This window comes from Salinivibrio sp. PR919 (assembly GCF_001995355.1).
GTDB lineage: Bacteria > Pseudomonadota > Gammaproteobacteria > Enterobacterales > Vibrionaceae > Salinivibrio > Salinivibrio proteolyticus.
This window is the reverse complement of the sequence record NZ_MUFL01000006.1, coordinates 1-19252: the sequence shown is the minus strand read 5'-3', so window position 1 is coordinate 19252 and position 19252 is coordinate 1. Positions and strand designations below refer to the sequence as shown.

Below are 19252 nucleotides of genomic sequence, written 5' to 3'. Positions count from 1 at the left end.
TTATTATTCAGCAAACGGTCATAAATGTCCGTGAGCCGCAACATATTTCGTTACTTTAGAACAAGATATTTTATCCTGCGTAAGATGTTTGGTCACGCATCGCTATAAACTGGGTTAACGCATCTCCCTCAGGTAACGCTTTTTGTCGCTTCCCAGCAATATAGCGTTCGCGAAAGACATCAAACCACTGGCTTAAATGCACCGCAGCTCGGCGGTAACCCGCGTTTTCGAGCACGTGCGCTGCCACTTCTGCGGTCGCTAATTGGTTCTCTCCGTGTGCGTCACGGACTTGATAGCGTGATAATGCCTCAGGTTGAATACTCAAAACCGGAAAACGATCAAGCCAAGGGCTTTTTCTAAAGATTTTCTTCGCTTCTCGCCATGTGCCATCAATGATCACAAATAGCGGACGTTTACCGCTAGGATGAGGCTTTGGGGAAGAAACAACGCGAGACGGCTCAGCATATTGGGCGGGAAACACAATATAAGGCTGGTAAGCGGGATCGGCTAATCGCGTCAGCATCTCAGGATCTGGCTCAGTACGCGACCAAATATACGCCGAGGTATCAGGGATACAGTCAGCAATGAGTCGCCCCGTGTTACTCGGCTTGAGAACTTCGTCATCGTACATGATCAACATAAACGCGGCGTTAGTCTCACACTGGCGACGGTATTCACACACACAATAGCGGCGAACCAACATGCATTGGGTACAACGTTCAACACCTGCACCTCGGGCAAGATAAGGTCGTGTGGCGCGAGCAAGGCGCCTCTCGTATAAGCGGTGAATGGCATGGGAAGAGGTTGCGTTAGGCATAAGGTAAGCAGGCAATAACGATAAAGGCGCCTATTATACGCAAAGTAAAATAGGATGCAGTGCTGAAAGGGGGTGTGCTGACAAGAAAAGAGCCCAGTCAACACTGAGCTCTGTGGCATGTAGTGATCTTTTGTTTAGCGCAGTTCAACCATAGCGCCATCAAACAAATTTTTGACGAGTGCAATGTACTCTTCCAAAAAGCCCACTTGTTCTGCCGTAACAGGTTGCTCCCAGCGTCCCGCGAGTACTTCTTCCATATCTTCTACCACACGGTCAGCTTCTTTCAGGATGGTAAAGCGCAACGCTGACGAAAGGCCAGGATTCTGCTCGCATATAGTCATAATATTGGATGCGACCAAATCATGGACGATATCGGCAATCGTATCATCGCCAATGGCTTCGCCCGGTTGCTCAAACACAGAGAGATTAAACGCAAAATGCTCGATCAGTGCTTGATACCCGTCTGAGTCTACTACCATGATTACTTGTCCTTAGACTGTTCTAATGTCGCTATTGTATCGCGATCGTCAAGTGTATGCGCCTTTTGCGCACGAAATTAGAAAGCTAGTCACGCTTCTTCGTACACCGCTTAACGCTATGTATACTATAAGATAGCATTGTGTATAGCACGCCATGCGACCACGTCGAACCGACACGTCGTCAAATTCGTGAGCTAGGCAAGCATACAACCACAATCCGTGTTGAGGCACAAGCTCATACAAAGGACTGAACGCCAGTGCAACTACCAGCAGTATAGCTGGGGGTTGGCAAAGATGCAGAGGCCTCAATGGCAACAAGCCGGGATGACCCCGTCGCTATTCACGCACAAGGATGTAGGAAACACGCATGACAGCTAACCGTGCCCGCCCATTTAGCAAAAGTATTGTCAGCAAAATCGGGCTGATCATGACCTTTATCACCCTGATGGTGCTCGGCCTCTCTGTATCCAGTTACGTGATGCAAGAGCGCGTTAATCGGGATGTTGAGCAAGCCACGAACCAAGAAATCCCCAGTGCCATTATTACCATGACCTTACTGCGGGCGGCGGGTGAAATGAATGCCAGCATGCTCAAATATGTCATGGGGCGTCATGAATCATTGGCCGTGTTTCTTGAAAACCAACAAGAATTCGAGAACCAACTAGACAAGCTGGCACGGATCAAACCAAGTGGCCACCAGCGGCTTGCGGAAATTCGTCATCTGTATGAAAGATTTCAACGTAAAGCTCATCAGAAAGTACTAACCGAGTTTGATCCGATTGCTGAGCAATGGGCTCGCAAGCAAGTATTACGTTTATCGATTGATGTGGTCCGCCCGATCGATAGCCTCGTCGCCGAATTAAAAGCCGCTCAAGAGCTGACGCAACCCGACAACGTCGCGATTTTACAATACCTTGATGAGCTCGTGGATGAAAACGGCGACATGCTCACCGAGCTCAACCAATACCTCGATGGTCAAGAAAACAGTCGTCGTGACTTTACTGACGACATGGCAACATTCGAGCGCTACCTATCACTGGCGAAGTTCGAGCTCAATGATCCCTTGTCTCTGAACAAGCTGGAATTAATTTCTCAGCACTTTACCAGCCTGAAGCGCAGTGGCATTGCCATTTTCAATAACTATCAACCTCGCGCCAAAATAGAAGCTATGAAGGCGGTGCGAACGCTCAGTGATCAGGAATATCAAGCGCTAGAAAATGCGCTTTCCGGCTTTGCACGCGAAACGGGTATGGTTGTCAGCAGCTCAATGGTTGATTTGCAAGATATTCTTCATTCCAATCAGCTTAATCTTGGTTATTTGCTGCTATTTATTTTGTTTGTGAGCGGTGCCATGTATGTGTATATCTACCGCACATTCACACAACCTATCGTCAACCTGGCCGATACCATGCAAAGCTTGGTGAAAGGCGATATGACGCCCCCGCTCAGTGACTACCAAGAACGCACCGATGAGGTTGGTAAAATCGCGCATGGTTTAGTGATATTCCGTGCGCATATCATCTCTCGCAACCAAGCACGAGAACAGCTGATGCGAGAAAAAGAGCGCGCAGAAAGTGCCTCGCGTGCGAAGGCTCAATTTCTCGCCACCATGAGCCATGAAATTCGTACGCCAATGAATGGCGTCATCGGCATGATTGATATGTTACGCCGCTCACCGCTCTCACCGTCGCAACATAGTCTGATTGCAACGGTGCGAGAATCAGCATTATCGCTGTTGTCGATTATTAACGATATTCTTGATTTTTCTCGCACGGAGGCGGGCAAGCTCCAATTTGAACGGGTCACCTTTTCACTCTCGGAGACAGTCGAGCAAGTCATGGACACGGTGAGTCACCATGCCAACAAGCGTAACGTTACACTGTCATTGTTTATTGATCCGCGCCTTCCTGATCAGCTGATTGGAGACCCCAACCGTCTTAAACAAGTGCTGTATAACTTGGTTGGTAATGCGGTGAAGTTTTCCGGCGGAAAGTCGACCCAGACCGGGAAAGTCGATGTTTGGATCATGCCTCAGCCTGCCTCTTCGCCGGATAAAACCAAGCTCGATATCGAAATCACCGATAATGGAATTGGTATTAGCCAAGAGAAGCTCGAAACCATTTTTCAGCCATTCAATCAGGCTGAATCATCTACCACACGCGAGTATGGTGGTTCCGGCCTAGGACTGGCGATTTGTAAAAATATTGTTGACCTGCTTGGCGGCGTGATCCGCGTGCACAGTGAGGAAGGGAAAGGCACACAGTTCCGTGTCGAGCTTGAGTACACGATCAATCCCCTGTCAGAAAAGACTAAACCCGCCATTGCCACAGAATCGAGCGCGCCACTGTGGGTACTTATCGATTTACCCGCCGGAGCGTTACGCACCGCCATTACCGCTTATTTAAAACACTTAGATATCAAACACCGAGTGACACACAATAAAACGCTCACACCGCTTGATGCGCATCCCTGCTCAACTCAAACGGATAACACCCACTTCGTTATTATCACCCAAGACCCAGAAACGGTATTAAATGATAGCCAACTTCACCAGTATACTTTCGCCCATGTGATTGCACTGCGACATACCCTCTCCTTAACTCGTCACCAAGATAAGCGTGTGGTAGAACTGTTCGCCTCACCATTGACCTATCGTCGACTGGTGCACGGTCTTCGTGTCTGCTTAGGGCTAGAAAGCCCCGATGTCAGTATGCTCGGCGAATATAGTGACGAGCTATCACTGTCAGCCCCACTCAAAACCGGACGGGGTCGAATTTTAGTCGTCGAAGATAACCCCACTAACCAGCAAGTGCTGGTCCAGCAGCTTAGTTATCTCGGATTCGATGTGCTGATGGCAGAAGATGGTGAACATGCCCTCAGTGTTTACCAACAGCATGAGGTGGATTTAGTGCTCACCGATTGCCACATGCCCAAAATGGATGGTTACGATCTCACCGCGGCACTAAGAAAACGACAGCAAGGCGGTCAACGCATTCCAATCATAGCCATTACCGCCAACGCCCTGAGCGGTGAAGACACCCGCTGTTTTCAAGCTGGGATGGACGATTACATCACCAAACCCATTGAGCTCGACGCACTCCATGAGACCTTACAAAAGTGGTTGAACGACGACAATGCGCTTGCCGCTTTCACCTCAGGCGTCCCTGTCTCAGACGATATGCACACCACGCCTGAGGCGGAACAGACAGCCGAGCGTCTCGTCCTAGACGCCAGCGTGATCACGCGACTGTATGCTGGGCAACAGGATGCTTACCAAGACATCATCGCCGTTTTTAAAACACGCAGCCTGCCCTGCCTACATGAGCTTGTACAACACACACCACCGTTTCACGACTGGGCGGCATTAAAAGACGCCGCACACAAACAAAAATCCGCGGCAGGCAGTATCGGGGCGCAAGAAACGTATCACTATTGCCTAGCGGCAGAAAAAGCGGCGGACGCACAAGATAGCGCTGAATTAGATACGGCGCTTCGCCAACTCAACCATGCACTACCTCGCCTCGAGGCAGCCATCGCGCAAATTCTGGACGGGTCGGAATAGCGGTATCAGCGGCGGATGACAAGGGATAACGTGATCCCATATCCGGATATCGGTAAAACCAGTGTACAAATTGCGCAATCCAGTGCCACACTGAGTAAGAGACACTTAAACAACTACGGTAGTGAATAATGAGAAAAACCAAGGTCGTCACCTCCGAGGACATATTACTCAAGCTTTGCCAGTCAGCCACCGCTGTGTTGACCAAGGCCACCAATTCGCCGGTTCATCACGCCGCGATGGTACAGAAAATTGCCAAAACCAGTTTAAAGCCTGATTTAGGCTGCTTTGTTTTATTTGATGGCGGCTTCTCTGGCCTTGTCGTCATCAACTTCTCCTCTGCTGCGGCAATGGAGATCTACAACAACTATATGCAACACATGGGGATCCCCGCTGAAGAGCTTGCGAGTTTGCACACTGCCGATGAAGTCGGCGACGTACTTGGCGAGTTGATGAACCAAATCATTGGTGACTTCACAGGGAAAATTAAACGCTCGATTCAAACCTCTATCACTCAGAATCAGCCGAAGATGATGGCAGTGAACAAAAACCTCACGGTTTCCGTGGACAGCAACATTGATAAGCCGCAGGCGCGTCGAGTGAGCTTTACCACTGAAAATAACCACATCTTCTATCTAGAGCTGGCGATGGAGCGAACTGAATTCATCCAGTTGCAAGACTTTGAAGAAGGCGAAGAGGTTAATCCAGATGCGATTCTGGAAGAAGAAACCGTGCGTCAACTTGAGAAGAAACCTGCCGAGAAAAAAGGAACGGGTGGCGGCAATAATGACCTACTCGACGAGCTAGGGATCTAATCGTTATCCCTTTGAAACTCGGGTACCCCAACCATTAACGTCACCATAGTTAGTGGTTGGGAAGACTCACTCTCACCTTGTCGAACCCGTGACTAATTTTACATGATAAAATAAAACACGCCTATTATTGCGCAACCTCAATTTATTAACTTTCTTTTTGCATCCTATCGCAATCTTCATTTGATTAGCATCACATGGCAAGAACGAATCTCAATCAAAATCTCGCCATTTTTTAATCGTTTCCCTCATTTAATACGTCAGTTATTTTTAGTAGGTGAATAATTCTGCATCGTATAGACTGCGCCACAAAATCATAAGGCTGGCAAAAGATCAGTCAAAACCCTGCTGGGCACCCTGCCCACTCCATTATCATTCGTGAAAAAAGGTTGACTCATGAGTCCAGAACACTACCTACTCGATTGGCAAACCAGCCAAAATCACTCTGAAACCATGTATCCGCTGCTCAGTCAGCTTTATCGCCAAAAAGGGGTCGAAATCCAACTGTTTGGCCGTCAACTGATCAACGCCAGTACCATTGATATTATCAAGGCGCACCGAGTCGCCCGCCGTTACACCGGAGGCACCTTAGCACCCAGTCAAACCTTGCCTTTGATTGAAGTGATGGCGGAAATGGATCTCGCGCCGAGCAAAATCGATGTCGGCCAATTAGCTTGGACCTATTGGCAATCACATGACAACCAAGACGGCATTGCTGATTTTCTCCACAGTCAATTAGGCCATTTAGTGGGAACGGGCAACAGTGTTGAGCCTAAAGATGTCGTTTTATATGGTTTTGGCCGTATTGGTCGTTTGTTAGCACGACTTTTAGTTGAGAAAAGCGGTCCCGGTTATCCGTTACGTTTACGCGCTATTGTTGTACGTGGTGGACGCGAAGGCGATCTAGAAAAACGTGCCAGCTTATTACGTCGCGACTCGGTTCATGGCCCATTCAACGGCAGCATCACCGTTGATGAAGACCGCAGTGCGTTAATCGCAAATGGCAACTTTATTCAGGTGATCTACGCCAATAGCCCAGCAGACGTGGACTATACCCAATACGGTATTCACAATGCATTAGTGGTCGACAACACGGGAATGTGGCGTGACGAAGAAGGGTTGASCCAACACCTAAAAAGCAAGGGCGCCCAAAAGGTCTTGCTCACCGCGCCGGGCAAAGGCGATATCAAAAACGTGGTATTCGGCGTCAACGATAACGTTATCAACGACGATGATACGATTATCTCAGCGRCCAGCTGTACCACCAACGCGATCACGCCAGTACTTAAAGCCATGCACGACAAATTTGGCATTGATGGCGGCCATATCGAGACGGTGCACTCATTCACCAACGACCAAAACCTGATTGATAACTATCATAAAGGTGATCGCCGTGGTCGCTCAGCATCCTTAAATATGGTGCTCACCTCGACCGGTGCCGCTAGTGCTGTCGCGAAAGCGTTGCCTGCATTGAAAGGTAAGCTCACGGGGAATTCTGTACGCGTCCCTACGCCAAACGTTTCGATGGCAATTGCCAATTTGAATTTGGATAACGCAACAAGCAAAGATGAGATTAATGCTTATCTTCAAGATGTTGCCTTGTATTCGCCGCTATCCGGCCAAATCGACTTTACCCAATCTACTGAGTTGGTTTCCAGCGATCTGATCGGCTCTCGCTTTGCAGGCGTGGTTGATAGCCAAGCAACTATCGCGGATGGAAACCGTTGCGTCCTGTATATCTGGTACGACAATGAATTTGGCTATAGCTGCCAAGTGGTTCATTGCATGGAGAAAATGATGGGCGTTCGCTATCCATTGGTCCCAGAGCCCGCAAGCCTGTAATCAGGTGTAGAGCATAAAAAAAGGCCCGAATGGGCCTTTTTGCTAAGCAAAGAGCAAACTATGACTGCTTCGCAGCTGTCAGCGGCGATGGCTGACTGACAGATTTGATCAACGCGTAAACAATCCCTGTGACTAACGTACCGGCGGCGATGGCAGCCAAGTACATAAACACGGGGGTGATTGCATTGGGGATAAGCAGTACAAATAATCCACCGTGGGGCGCCATTAGCTTCGCGCCAATCAGCATCGAAATGGCTCCAGTCAGCGCGCCCCCAGCAATACACGCCGGAATAACTCGCATTGGGTCTTTGGCCGCGAAAGGGATCGCCCCCTCAGAGATAAAGCACAGCCCCAGCACAAACGAGGCTTTACCCGCTTCTTGCTCGGCATCGTTGAATTTACGTTTCGCCAGAAATGTTGCCAGTCCCATCCCCAGGGCCGGCACCATACCTGCGGCCATGATCGCTGCCATTGGCATGTAGGTGCCACTGTCGATCAAACCCACACCAAAGGTGTATGCGGCTTTGTTCACTGGACCACCCAAGTCGAAGCACATCATCGCACCCAGCAGTACACCCAAGATCACTGCGTTGGTTGAGTTCATGCCTTGCAAGAAGGTGGTTAAGCTATCCATCGCTACCGAAACAGGACCACCCACCACGTAGATCATGACTAAGCCCGTGAATAAGCTTGCCACCAATGGGATCACTAAAATGGGTTTGAGGGCTTCCATGGTTGCAGGCAGTTGCACTTTATCAGCGACAAATTTGGCACTGTAACCGGCGATAAAGCCCGCCAGAATCCCGCCAAGAAACCCTGCGCCTGTTGAGGCTGCGAGCATACCGCCAATAAGGCCGGGAGCAAGACCGGGCCGATCCGCGATAGAAAAGGCAATAAAACCGGCGAGGACAGGCACCATCAGGGCAAACGCACTGCCACCGCCAATTTGCATTAATGCAGCAGCCAATGTGCCTTCTTCTTTAAATGCTTCAATGCCGAACACAAATGACAGTGCAATGGCCAAGCCGCCCGCGACCACGAGTGGCAACATGTGCGATACCCCAGTCATCAAGTGTTTATACACCCCTGTTCGCTCACCTTGACTGGCATTCGCTTGTCCACTGGTGTGTTTTTTGGCTGCGTGGTAGACCTCCGAATTGGCGACCGCATCATCAAGGCTTTGAGCGGCTTTTTTCAACGCGACGCCTGTGCTGGTTCGATATAATCGCTTGCCATCAAAGCGACTTAAATCAACCTCAATGTCTGCGGCAATAAACACCACATCCGCATCAGCGATTTCTTGATCGGTCAGCGCATTTTTTGCCCCCACCGAGCCCCGCGTTTCAATTTTAACGCTGTAGCCTTTCGCTTTGGCTGCTTCTTCAATCGCCTCAGCCGCCATAAACGTGTGCGCAACCCCGGTCGGACATGCGGTAATGCCGACAATACGCATGGATTGGTCCGCCTCAGGCTCCTCTGACGCTTGATAAATCTCAGCGTGAGATGCCACCGTATCAAGAACCGCTTGCGCATTGTCCATCACATCACTTAATGATGCCTGATAAACCGGCTTACCGTTAAAACGTGCCGTCTGCGCCGGTGAACCGACGAGCAGAATACGCTCCGCGTCGGCAATCGCCTCAGACGAGACCGGTGTTGACGCCTTAATGCTTGATTGACATTCGATGGTTGCTTGCCAGCCTCGCTCACCGACTGCTTTTTCAAGCAATCCTGCTGCGATAACTGTGTTCGCGACGCCACTTGGGCACGCCGTCACAATGACCAGTTTCATACCTTTTACCCCACTCTTGGATTGTTTATTCGGCGTGTGCGGACACAGTGACCGGTGACACGCTAATTTTTTCTATCATTTGATAAACGCGGTCGATATCAGAGACACCGACACCCACTTGGGTGACCGCCAGCGCAGATAGCGCGACCGCTCGACGAAGTACCGTCGCTTTTTCTTCACCGGCTTGGCATCCCCATACCAAACCAGCAACCAGTGAATCTCCCGCACCAACGGTACTGACGACCTCTTGCGCAGGTGCGACGGCCTGCAGCCAACCTTGATGGTTGCGCCACAGCACACCATCTACACCACGAGAAATCACCACATTGGCAATCCCTTGTTGGAATAGTTGTTCACCACGTGCCAATAAGGTATCGAGTTCATTACTGATTGGCGCGTTCAAGCACTGAGCAAGCTCAGCTTCATTGGGTTTCACAAGCCAAGGCTTGGCGGACACCGCAGCACGCAGAGCATGCTGACTAGTATCGACAATCACCTGCTTACCGGCCTCGGTGAGAGCCTGAACCCAGTCACTGAGCTGATCAGCATTGACGCCTGGCGGTAAGCTACCTGCCAGTACAATCCAGTCATGCCCATCAGCTAATTCCAATAAGGTATGCGTGAGCGCCTCAATATCGCGCCCTTCCACTGCCATTCCCGGGAAGTTGAGATCCGTGACACGACCGTCTTTTTCTACCAGTTTGACATTTGTTCGACTCACGCCCGGTACGCGTAAAAAGCGATCACAAATGCCATGCTCAACAAATAAGTGCGCAAAAGGGTCTTGATTTTCCTCACCCAAAAAGCCAGATACCGTCACTTTAGCGCCCAAATCAGCCAACACCCGCGCCACATTCACCCCTTTCCCTGCAGGATGCAGGTTGTACTTTTGCACTAAGTTGACATCGCCAGCTTGCAAGATACCAAGCGCCCCCGTCATATCGAGAGCAGGATTAAAGGTCACGGTTAAGATTGCACTCATGCGTGTTCTCCTAAGCCTTGACGAATAGCTTCACCCAAGGCGGCTATCGCCTCCTGCGCATCACTCCCTTGGGCGGTAAACTGAAGCTGATGGCCATGTTTTACTCCTAGAGCAATGACTTTCATCAAGCTCTTCGCGTTGACGGCAGTCGATTGGGTGGAAGCATTGGCCACTTGAATATCCGCGCTAAATTTTTTGGCGGTGTTCACCAGCATGGCGCCGGGTCGCGCATGCAGGCCATGTGCATTGGTAATGGTAAATAGTCCCGATTCACCCTCAATATTCGCCGCGGGTGCTGGTGGCTGCACAGTCTCTATGTCAGCGGCATCCGAATGCATGACCGCCGACACAAGCGCGTCAGGTGATTGGTTGATAAGGCTGTTCAATTTACCCTCTGCTTTGAGTTGGGTCAGCTTGGCAAGCAGGGCTATGTGCGCGTCATTATTGGCCGCAAAACACCATAAAGCATGGGCGACATGCTCACCGATATTCAATGGCTCAGAAGGCATGACAAGCGACACCCCAGTGTGAGACACGCCATTTGCAATACCTAACACCCAATGCCCCTCACCCAAATGAACAGGCACTGCGGCAATCAGATGACCAACTCCTGAGGTATCTAGGCATCCTTTATTTTTCAAAAGTCCCGCGCCGGCTGCTTGCAGTGTGGTGATATCTCGCGCTGGGAAACCACTTAAAATCATATCTGAGGTAAACGTAAAACCCTGATTACTTTTCTTCGTATCGCCATTGAGGAGTGCCAATATAGCGTCTGCGCTCTCAATATGTTTCAACTGCGCTTCAATGCCGTCTTGTGATAACACGTGGGTCAATTGGCGTAGGATTGTCAGGTGCTCATCTGACTTCGCCGCAATACCGATGGCAAGATAGGCTGTTTCACCGTCTCCCCAGTCTACGCCCTGTGGGAAGTGACACACTTGCACACCCGTTTGTTTTACTTGATCACGGGTGTCTGTGGTGCCATGCGGGATCGCGATACCATTGCCTAAATAGGTGCTCGTTTGCGCTTCTCGCGCCAACATACCCGCTTGATAACCGGGCGCGACCAATCCTTTGTCAATCAGTCGCGTGGCCATAGCTTTGATCGCCTCTTCTTTCGAGGCGGCAGACTGCTGTAAATAGATATCTTGTGCTGTTAGTGCGAGCATGAGGTTAATCCTCTTCGTTTGTGCGCCTTGCGCACGCAATATATTGGGCTCATTACAATCACCGCATCGCAGCAACTGCATGGTAAATCGTAGAAGGTGAGCCAGACGGATGCCTGCATCATCGACTCACATTCTGTTCAATCCTTGAAGGCGCGAGATGGTTCGTATCACTCAACTCACGCCAAGCTGAATCGTTTCAGCTTTTGGTTACAGTCAGACCTCAAAGGTGTTGTCTTTGGGTCTATTTATCGCAACGTTGAATCCGGTCTCACTCTTTGCCGTCCTGTCTTTGGAAAATATGTGACAAAAGTAGTGTCATACAGAACAGCTGAAACCTTTCAGCTTTAAGGCTGAATCGTTTTAGCTTATAATGCAAACATAATCTTGATCGGATGTGTGCAAACTTTGATCGCATTCACAAAGCCATCAATAACGATTGGCCTGATACGGGATCCTTTCTATGAAGCTCGATGAGATAGCACGCCTTGCCGGCGTGTCACGCACCACGGCCAGCTACGTGATTAACGGAAAAGCCGATCGTTATCGGATCAGCGCTAAGACCCGAGAACGGGTGATGGCGGTTGTTGACCAACATAACTATCAACCCAACCGTGCCGCAACTGCGCTACGGGCAGGAACAACACGTACCCTCGGATTGGTGGTTCCTGATCTTGCCAACAGCAGTTATGCCCTCTTGGCCAAATTGCTAGAGCGCAAAGCCCATGATCAAGGCTACCAAGTGATTATCACCGGCTCGGATGATGATCCTCAGCGCGAGCAAACCCTTGCCACTACATTGATTTCTCGAAAGATTGACGCGTTGATCGTCGCCTCGTGTCTGCCAGCGGATAATGCTTTTTATCCTGATGTGCAGCGAWAAGGCACACCTGTGGTGGCTATCGACCGACAACTAGACGCGACCCAGTTCGCCAATGTATTGAGTGATGATGCCAAAGGTGCGTATCAATTAACCGAGACACTTATTGCGCCTAGCGATGTATATCAGGCAGGATTGATTGGTGCCGTCCCCTCTTTAGCCATCTCGCAAGAGCGTGAAAAAGGCTTTCGTAACGCATTGGAGGTCGGCAATGTGGATGGACAAGTGCGCTATGGCAACGCCTTTAGCCGCAGCGAAGGTCAACGGTTAATGACTGAATGGATAAACGCTGGCGATTTACCCGATGCCTTGCTTACCACCTCATTCACCCTATGTGAGGGCGTATTGGATGCTATCCGGCAAACAGGCATTGCGCCGACCGCCTTATACTTTGCCACATTCGGGGACAGTCGCATCTTGGACTTTTTACCTTTTGGGGTGCAGTCGCTTCCACAGCAATTTGATGCGATTAGCGATGCCGCGTTAAGCCTCGCTATTTCAGCCGCCGAAGGCGACAACCAACCCGGTGTGATCACCGTCGATCGTCAACCGATTTGGCGCCCGCATCAAACTCAGGCTTGGGTCGGTTTAAGCTAATTATGATCAGTAACCCGTGGCTTCCATAAAGCCACGGCCGCTCACGCTCCCTTCGACACGCACGGGTCCCTCCCAATATGGGATGCTTAACGCCATCCAGCTATCTGGGTTTAGAGGCTGCGTGGTCACGTTGATCCCTTCATCGGGAACACGTATTTGCCAACCCACTGGCAGTGTACGTTTATCGGAAAGTGTGGCGTGGTTGACCGGCACCATGCGTATTGCATGTTTATCAAGTGATCGCACCTTGCCATCGGCCGAAGTCAAAGAGCCAAATACAAAGGGCTTTGGGCCGCGGATTTGAGTCACCATCAGCGCGCGCCCATCGTCTAGATTCAAACCAAACCAATCCCATCCGGATTGGTCGTCGGCCATGGCACCGCTCGACCATTCTTTATCAAACCACCCTCTCCCTGTCACAGAAAAAGACTTGCCGTCGAGCGTCAAGGAGCCTGTAATGCGTAATTGGGGCACCGAGAAATAATAAGAGGCCGACGGCGCACTTTCATGACGAATGCTATACCCCTGTTCGCCCTGCTTCACTCTCAGACCACTGTCTTCAACCTGCAGAGCAAAGCCCACCTCAGTATTCTGTGCCTCAAATTGTGCTTCAACTGTAGCCGGAAAAGGATCGGCTTGACCTTGCCATTGCCAATCATCCARCCACGCCTGAAATGGTGACAACGTCACGCCGGCTTGACCAATGCCTCCGCGGGCAAACCGTTCTGATTCCCACTGCTGATCTGCGCGTGTTATCGCGACATGTGCCATATAGAGTTGTGGGCTAGCCCAGCCAAGCGCCTGCTCGGGTCGAATCGCGCGGCGAAACAGGGTCCATTGCACGCCGTAGGCTTGGCCTTGGCTATCTTCAAGTGTGGCGGTTAAATACCACCATTCAGTGGCAAAGCCAGGATGGGCCGCCATATCTTTCGGATATTCCGGGTGATAATCGGGGGTCACGGCTTGAAAACCAGACTGCTGGGCAAACACATCAAAGCCTGTCGATGCGCTGCTTTGGGGCGCAGGCTGACGCCCCCACCAAATCAGACTCCCCAGCGCGATGGCTAACATCATCACCAGCATGGAGCCAAACAGTTTGCGACTTACTTTCATCCCACTAACTCCTGCCGTTACTGCGCGTCACGCAAAGAGACGGCTGCAGTACGCTTCATCATGCGATAGACGGGCCAAGCACCAGCCAACATTAATGCAAGCATTGATAGCCCGATAGTGGTGGCATAGGTGAGCGGGAAAAAGCTCATGGTCATCGTCCAACCAAAGGACGCTTTGAGCACCACATGGATTAGCATCCCCGCCAGCAGTAGCCCTAACGGAATTGCGATCACAGCGCTGGCAACCCCGATGATCACCAACTGCCCGCCTCCGAGCGCAATCAACTCGCGCCCCGACAACCCTAGACAACGCAACAAACTGTACTGACGCTGGCGAGACAATTCGGTGGCCAACGTAGAGAAAAACAGACCACTGATGGCAACAATCAGCATCAATACACACAGACTTTCGGTCACCGTAAACGTACGGTCGAAAATGCGCATCGCGTACTGCATGATATCGGCTTGGTTTTGAACTTGGCCGTTACTTAGTGAGAATGTCCGACGAATCTGCGCAATAAACAGGTCGCTTTCAACGCCTTGATCGAGGACAACCGCCATCGATGGCCTGCCAGCAGTTAACCAATTTCCTACGTCACCGCGCGCAGATACCACTAACTGACCGTAGGGGTTCCCGTAATCATAATAGACACCCGCGACTTGCCATCGCTCTCCCATCGGGGCGGGTAAATTCACCATTTCACCCGCTTCCACACCGAATTTTGCGGCCAGCGATTCGCTGAGTAATACGGCTCGTTGCTGATGGAGCTGCGACCAATAATCCGGTTGGGCGTTCTTGATCGCTAGTGCTTGTTTCTCGAGGGGACGATTACCAACCGAGAGGACTTCAAGTCGGCCTTGCGGTGCRTCGAGCTCACGACGATACGTTGTCCAAAACTGCGAGACATTGTCTTGCTTAACCAGCCAAGATTCCATGCGGGGCAATAGCTCATTACTAGGACGAACATACACATCCGCCGCCAGCCGCTGCTGTAGCCATGTTTCGGTGCTAGCACGAAAGCTGCCCACCATGGTTTCCATGCCAATATGTGCCGACACCGCCAACATAAAGGCCATTGCCGCCACACCGCGATAGCTTAAACTGGCCGCCGCATCAGTAAAAAACCAACGCCAACGTGCGCCTTGGTGCCATTGCGCCAATAGATGAAATAAGCCGCCACACAAATAGGGTAAGACCAACGCAGCACTTAGCATGGTTAGCGAAATTAACGTAAAGCCTTGCCACTGGCTGCTAGGCCAATACGACACGCCCCACGCAGCTACCGCAAGCAACAACGCCAATACCGCTTGTACCGAAAACTCTCGACGTGTACCGCGTAATAAGGTCATCCGCTGCRATAAGCGTCCCGAAGGCGTTTTTATTAAGCGGATGAGTGGCCAAGCCGATGCCATTGCAGCCCCCAGCAAGGCTAACAACACACTGTACAACCCCCACTGCCATTGCCAGTGCATGATCAAGTCAACTTCGGCACCATATAGGTCAGACAATGTCGTGGCGACCGCAGGAAGCAGTTGTTTAGCAAGCAATAACCCAAGCACATTCCCGCTGATCACACCTAGGACGACCCAGCCGACTAACTCAATCGCCATCACCAGTGACAACTGTCGACCGTCTACGCCTAATTGACGTAAGCCGCCGACCAGTGGCTGACGCTGCGTCATTGAAAGAGAAATGGCTTGATAGAAAATGAACAACCCCACCACGAACGCGAGCAATCCCATTGCCAATAAATTGAGGTGAAATGCGTTGGTAAGTGGCCCTAACTGGGTAGTTTGGGTTTTCGCGAGTGTTAAAGCGGGGGGTAATAATTGGCGGATCTGCTCGCGCTCGGCCTGACTCAGTGTGCCACACAAGACTTCACTAATGCCGGCATGAGGAGCCAAGGCGCGTAATAGCGCCATATCCGCTACTAAGTAGGTGCCCATACTAAGCGCATCGTTATCGACAATACGCAACGGGCCAATCGCCGGATAATCTAGCAAGGGGATCATTTGTCCCGATTGCCAACCCTTGTGCGACGCCATCGCTTCCCCAACGTAAACGGGATAAGGTGGAGACATCGCATCGACGGGAGAAATGCCCTCACCGCCATCACCTTCGCTGAGCATCGGTAACATCGCGATCGTATCGACGCCCATCAGGTTGAGATCATCAAGTGACGGCGTCACAACTTGTAAACGCTCGATCGGCACACATTGGGTAAATCCCGCCCGACGTAAATCGATATAAAACGCTTGCGGTACGCGCTGCGTGCGTTGAGTATGATGAATGCTAAACGGATAGGGATTACTAAATAGCTTGGCCCCTTCTCGGTAGCTTTTTTGCGCGTGTTGGTTGATTGATAATACGCCCACCAACAAGGAGACACCTAAGGTAAGCCCCAGCCAAACGAGTAAAATTTGAAAAGGATGGCGGCGATAATGCCCCCATAACGCATTAGCGACGGGCCCGAACACTGAGCACGCCCCCTTGCAGCATGACGCTACCTTGTAAGTAATTGGCAACAGTTTCACTGTGCGTAACCACCAACAAGCCCGCTTCTTGTTGGCGCGTTAATGTGGTAAGTAGCCGCATGACGGCATCCGCATTACGCTCATCGAGGCTTCCCGTTGGTTCATCAGCCAATAACAGCTTGGGTTCCATATATAGCGCGCGAGCAATCGCGGTGCGCTGTTGTTGCCCTCCCGAGGCTTCTTCGGGGTAACGATTCAACAACGGCATCAAATCAAGTTGGGAGACAATCTGACGCCACAGCGCTGCATCGTCTTTCAAGCCTTTAAGTTGACGGCAAAAGCGGATGTTGTCGGCAATGGTCAGGGTTGGTAGTAGGTTAAACTGCTGAAAAATAGAGCCAACATTCTGGCGACGAAATTGGGTACGCTCGCGCTCATTCATTTGATGAAGCGGTTTATCATCAAACCAGATTTCACCGCTGTCGGCTTTGTCCAAGCCGGCAATCAGATTAAGTAGCGTGCTTTTGCCCGACCCACTTTCCCCCATCAAGGCCAATTGATGGGTGGGAGAAACAGACAAAGCGGCACCTTGCAGCACGGGATGAAAATCACTTCCATCCTGATAGCCCTTACACAGCGCCTTAATTGCTAACATGCCAATTCGTACCCTTTAACGTCATAAAAGCAGCGATAAACGAGAAGTAAGTCACACTGTCTGAACGAATTCGCAATGTACCCCAATTAACACGCTGAGAAAAGGGCTAAAAACTGTGGGCAGCTTCCCATTATTATTTGATAACAAAATCAATTGCTGTCGCTAACCAAATTGTTCAGCCATACACCGGATTTAACACGGATGAGCGAGCCGACCCACTTTACCAGCTCTTCGGTCGCCAATAAGGCATAAACCCAATAAACCGGCCACTCAAACACCACCGCGGATGCCAGCACCACAGGAATACCGATCAACCACTGGGCAACAAAATCTTGCCCTAAGCAGTAACGCACGTCACCACCCGCACGCAACACCCCGACGATCATTGCCATYGGAATGGTTTTTACCACGATAAGCGCGCACATTGCCCAGTAGAAGTATGCGGTGATTTGCGCCGTTTCTCCGGTCAAGGCAGGGAAAAAACCTAGCACCCAAGGTTGAATCGCTAACATCACCAGCGCAATAAACACACCGGCAATAAAATTAAACACGCCCACTTGCCAAGCTTGTTGGTACGCAGTCTCGGTTTGCTTGGCGCCGAGATTATTCCCCACCAACACGGCGGCAGCATTAGCCGTGCCGATCAAAAACGATAAAGATAAGGATTCAACCGGCGTGATGACCGCGATGGCGGCAAGTCCGGCCTCATTCACATGACCAATAATCGCGTGATAAACGAACAATCCTGACGACCACATTAAAAAATTAAAGGCGGTGGGCAAGGACAATGCCAAGAAGCGCTTGACGGCTTTCAGTGTCAGGGATGAGACCCATTCCGCGCGCGAAAAAGCAACAAGATGTTGGCGCTGGTACAAGTACAGGTATAAAGCCAGCATTTCTACAATGCCACTCAATACRGTCGCGACTGCGGCACCCTTGGAGCCCATTTGAGGCGCCCCCCAGTGACCGAAAATAAACACCCAGTTCAAGAGGATGTTAACGCTGATCCCCACGCCACTGAAAAACGTGCTGATCCCTGGCTTGTGCATGGCACGCAAACCAGCAGCTAACCCTGACACACTCGCCAGACAAAAAAGCGACAGACCCGCGATTTGCAGATAATCTTTTCCTAACGCAATCACAGTGGGGTTATCACTGGCAACACTAATAATCGAATCTGCGTAGAGCCAAAAAATGAGTGCACTGAGTGCGGCGGTGGCATTGGTCAAGGTTACCGTGAGTGCAATTTTCTCGCGAAAGCCCTGCATATTACCTGCGCCCCAATACTGGGCAACCAGCATGGATCCACCCGTCATCGCGCCAAAAATCAATAACGTTGAGACAAACATCGCTTTCCCGGCGATGCCAATCGCCGCGACATCGGCTTCACTCAACTGCCCCACCATTAAAATATCCACCAAGCTGCGGCTGGAAAACATCATGGTTTGCAGCGCAATGGGAATCGCAATTAACAGTAAACGCTTGAGAAAAACAGCATCAAAGAAAGGACGAGACAAGGCAGACACAGGCGACTCCACGCAACAACGAGAATGGCCTTAGTGTACTTGCCTTTATATGAAGAAAAAACCGCCAACTGGCGGTTTATATCGATTATTTTTGGGTTGTCGGTACGGGCATCACCATCAAACTATCTGCTTGGTTTTGTGGCCAAATGAGATACTCGGCATGGTATTTCACGATTGACTTATAGGCAGTCACTTTCGTCGGTGCTAATCCTGCTTGATGTGCCCAACCAATAAAGGTGTTTTCTGGGCCACGCACGTACACACTTAACGGCTTAACCAGTACGCCCTCTGAGTCAAAAGCCGCTTGAGTCGCATCGGGACACACTGCCAATGAATGCTGCCCGTCAGAGATCACTCTTACTTTGCGGTCAATGGTAGCGTCAGTATGCACCATCCACTGCGCCGCTTTTGCCGCATCGATTAGCTGACATAGCTGGGTGTGCATCACGGCGTTAGCCGGCGCACTCACCGGGAACCAAGCTTGGTAAACCGATTGAATTTGACGAAATTCCGCTTCTAACGCCGCTTTGGTGCCCGCACTACGGGCACGCTGCACCC

General features: G+C 50.8%; 14 protein-coding genes. 4 read left to right on the top strand and 10 right to left on the bottom strand.

Annotated elements, in window-relative coordinates:
• Positions 1-70: 70 nt before the first annotated feature.
• Together BZG83_RS01930 and BZG83_RS01925 are read right to left on the bottom strand one after the other, a co-directional pair.
• Complete coding sequence (locus BZG83_RS01930) at positions 71-817, bottom strand: tRNA-uridine aminocarboxypropyltransferase (protein WP_077479158.1); 747 nt, start codon at positions 815-817, stop codon at positions 71-73.
• A gap of 134 nt (positions 818-951) precedes the next feature.
• Positions 952-1296 carry a DUF3802 family protein gene (locus tag BZG83_RS01925; RefSeq protein ID WP_069588527.1) on the bottom strand — a complete coding sequence of 115 codons (345 nt, stop codon included), beginning with the start codon at positions 1294-1296 and terminating at the stop codon, positions 952-954.
• A 367-nt stretch (positions 1297-1663) separates the two neighbouring features.
• Between BZG83_RS01925 and BZG83_RS01920 the strand changes: the two genes are divergently transcribed.
• From BZG83_RS01920 to BZG83_RS01910, 3 genes are all read left to right on the top strand, one after another.
• The gene (locus BZG83_RS01920; protein WP_077479157.1) at positions 1664-4858 is read left to right on the top strand and encodes a hybrid sensor histidine kinase/response regulator; all 3195 of its coding nucleotides are present in this window, start codon (positions 1664-1666) and stop codon (positions 4856-4858) included.
• 128 nt (positions 4859-4986) lie between these two features.
• Positions 4987-5670 (top strand): DUF3334 family protein, encoded by a 684-nt coding sequence (locus BZG83_RS01915; RefSeq protein WP_077479156.1) that lies wholly within the window; start codon positions 4987-4989, stop codon positions 5668-5670.
• 393 nt (positions 5671-6063) lie between these two features.
• On the top strand, positions 6064-7509 hold the full coding sequence (locus BZG83_RS01910) for a glyceraldehyde-3-phosphate dehydrogenase (protein ID WP_077479155.1): 1446 nt from the start codon (positions 6064-6066) through the stop codon (positions 7507-7509).
• Positions 7510-7567: 58 nt separating this feature from the next.
• Here BZG83_RS01910 and fruA read toward each other — a convergent pair whose 3' ends face one another.
• From fruA to fruB, 3 genes are read right to left on the bottom strand one after another with little or no spacing between them, the layout of a single operon-like run.
• On the bottom strand, positions 7568-9301 hold the full coding sequence (gene fruA, locus BZG83_RS01905) for a PTS fructose transporter subunit IIBC (protein WP_077479154.1): 1734 nt from the start codon (positions 9299-9301) through the stop codon (positions 7568-7570).
• Positions 9302-9326: 25 nt separating this feature from the next.
• Positions 9327-10283, bottom strand: coding sequence for a 1-phosphofructokinase (pfkB, locus tag BZG83_RS01900; protein ID WP_077479153.1), 957 nt, complete (start codon positions 10281-10283; stop codon positions 9327-9329).
• The gene (fruB, locus tag BZG83_RS01895) at positions 10280-11452 is read right to left on the bottom strand and encodes a fused PTS fructose transporter subunit IIA/HPr protein (protein WP_077479187.1); all 1173 of its coding nucleotides are present in this window, start codon (positions 11450-11452) and stop codon (positions 10280-10282) included. Before fruB ends, pfkB begins: the two co-directional genes overlap by 4 nt.
• A gap of 460 nt (positions 11453-11912) precedes the next feature.
• On the opposite strand from fruB, the gene cra reads away from it, so the two are divergent.
• The gene (gene cra / locus BZG83_RS01890) at positions 11913-12926 is read left to right on the top strand and encodes a catabolite repressor/activator (protein WP_077479152.1); all 1014 of its coding nucleotides are present in this window, start codon (positions 11913-11915) and stop codon (positions 12924-12926) included.
• A 6-nt stretch (positions 12927-12932) separates the two neighbouring features.
• Here the strand turns inward: cra and BZG83_RS01885 are convergent, their stop codons facing one another.
• From BZG83_RS01885 to BZG83_RS01865, 5 genes are all read right to left on the bottom strand, one after another.
• A complete protein-coding gene (locus BZG83_RS01885; RefSeq protein WP_077479151.1) occupies positions 12933-14039 on the bottom strand; it encodes a lipocalin-like domain-containing protein in 1107 nt (368 codons plus the stop codon).
• A 17-nt stretch (positions 14040-14056) separates the two neighbouring features.
• Positions 14057-16516 carry an ABC transporter permease gene (locus BZG83_RS01880; protein WP_077479150.1) on the bottom strand — a complete coding sequence of 820 codons (2460 nt, stop codon included), beginning with the start codon at positions 16514-16516 and terminating at the stop codon, positions 14057-14059.
• Entirely contained in the window at positions 16497-17168 is a 672-nt protein-coding gene (locus tag BZG83_RS01875; protein ID WP_077479149.1) for an ABC transporter ATP-binding protein, read from the bottom strand. Before BZG83_RS01875 ends, BZG83_RS01880 begins: the two co-directional genes overlap by 20 nt.
• A gap of 149 nt (positions 17169-17317) precedes the next feature.
• Positions 17318-18694 (bottom strand): MATE family efflux transporter, encoded by a 1377-nt coding sequence (locus BZG83_RS01870; protein ID WP_274532429.1) that lies wholly within the window; start codon positions 18692-18694, stop codon positions 17318-17320.
• A gap of 85 nt (positions 18695-18779) precedes the next feature.
• A partial coding sequence (locus BZG83_RS01865; RefSeq protein WP_108744043.1) for a DUF2913 family protein occupies positions 18780-19252 on the bottom strand: 473 nt, incomplete at its 5' end.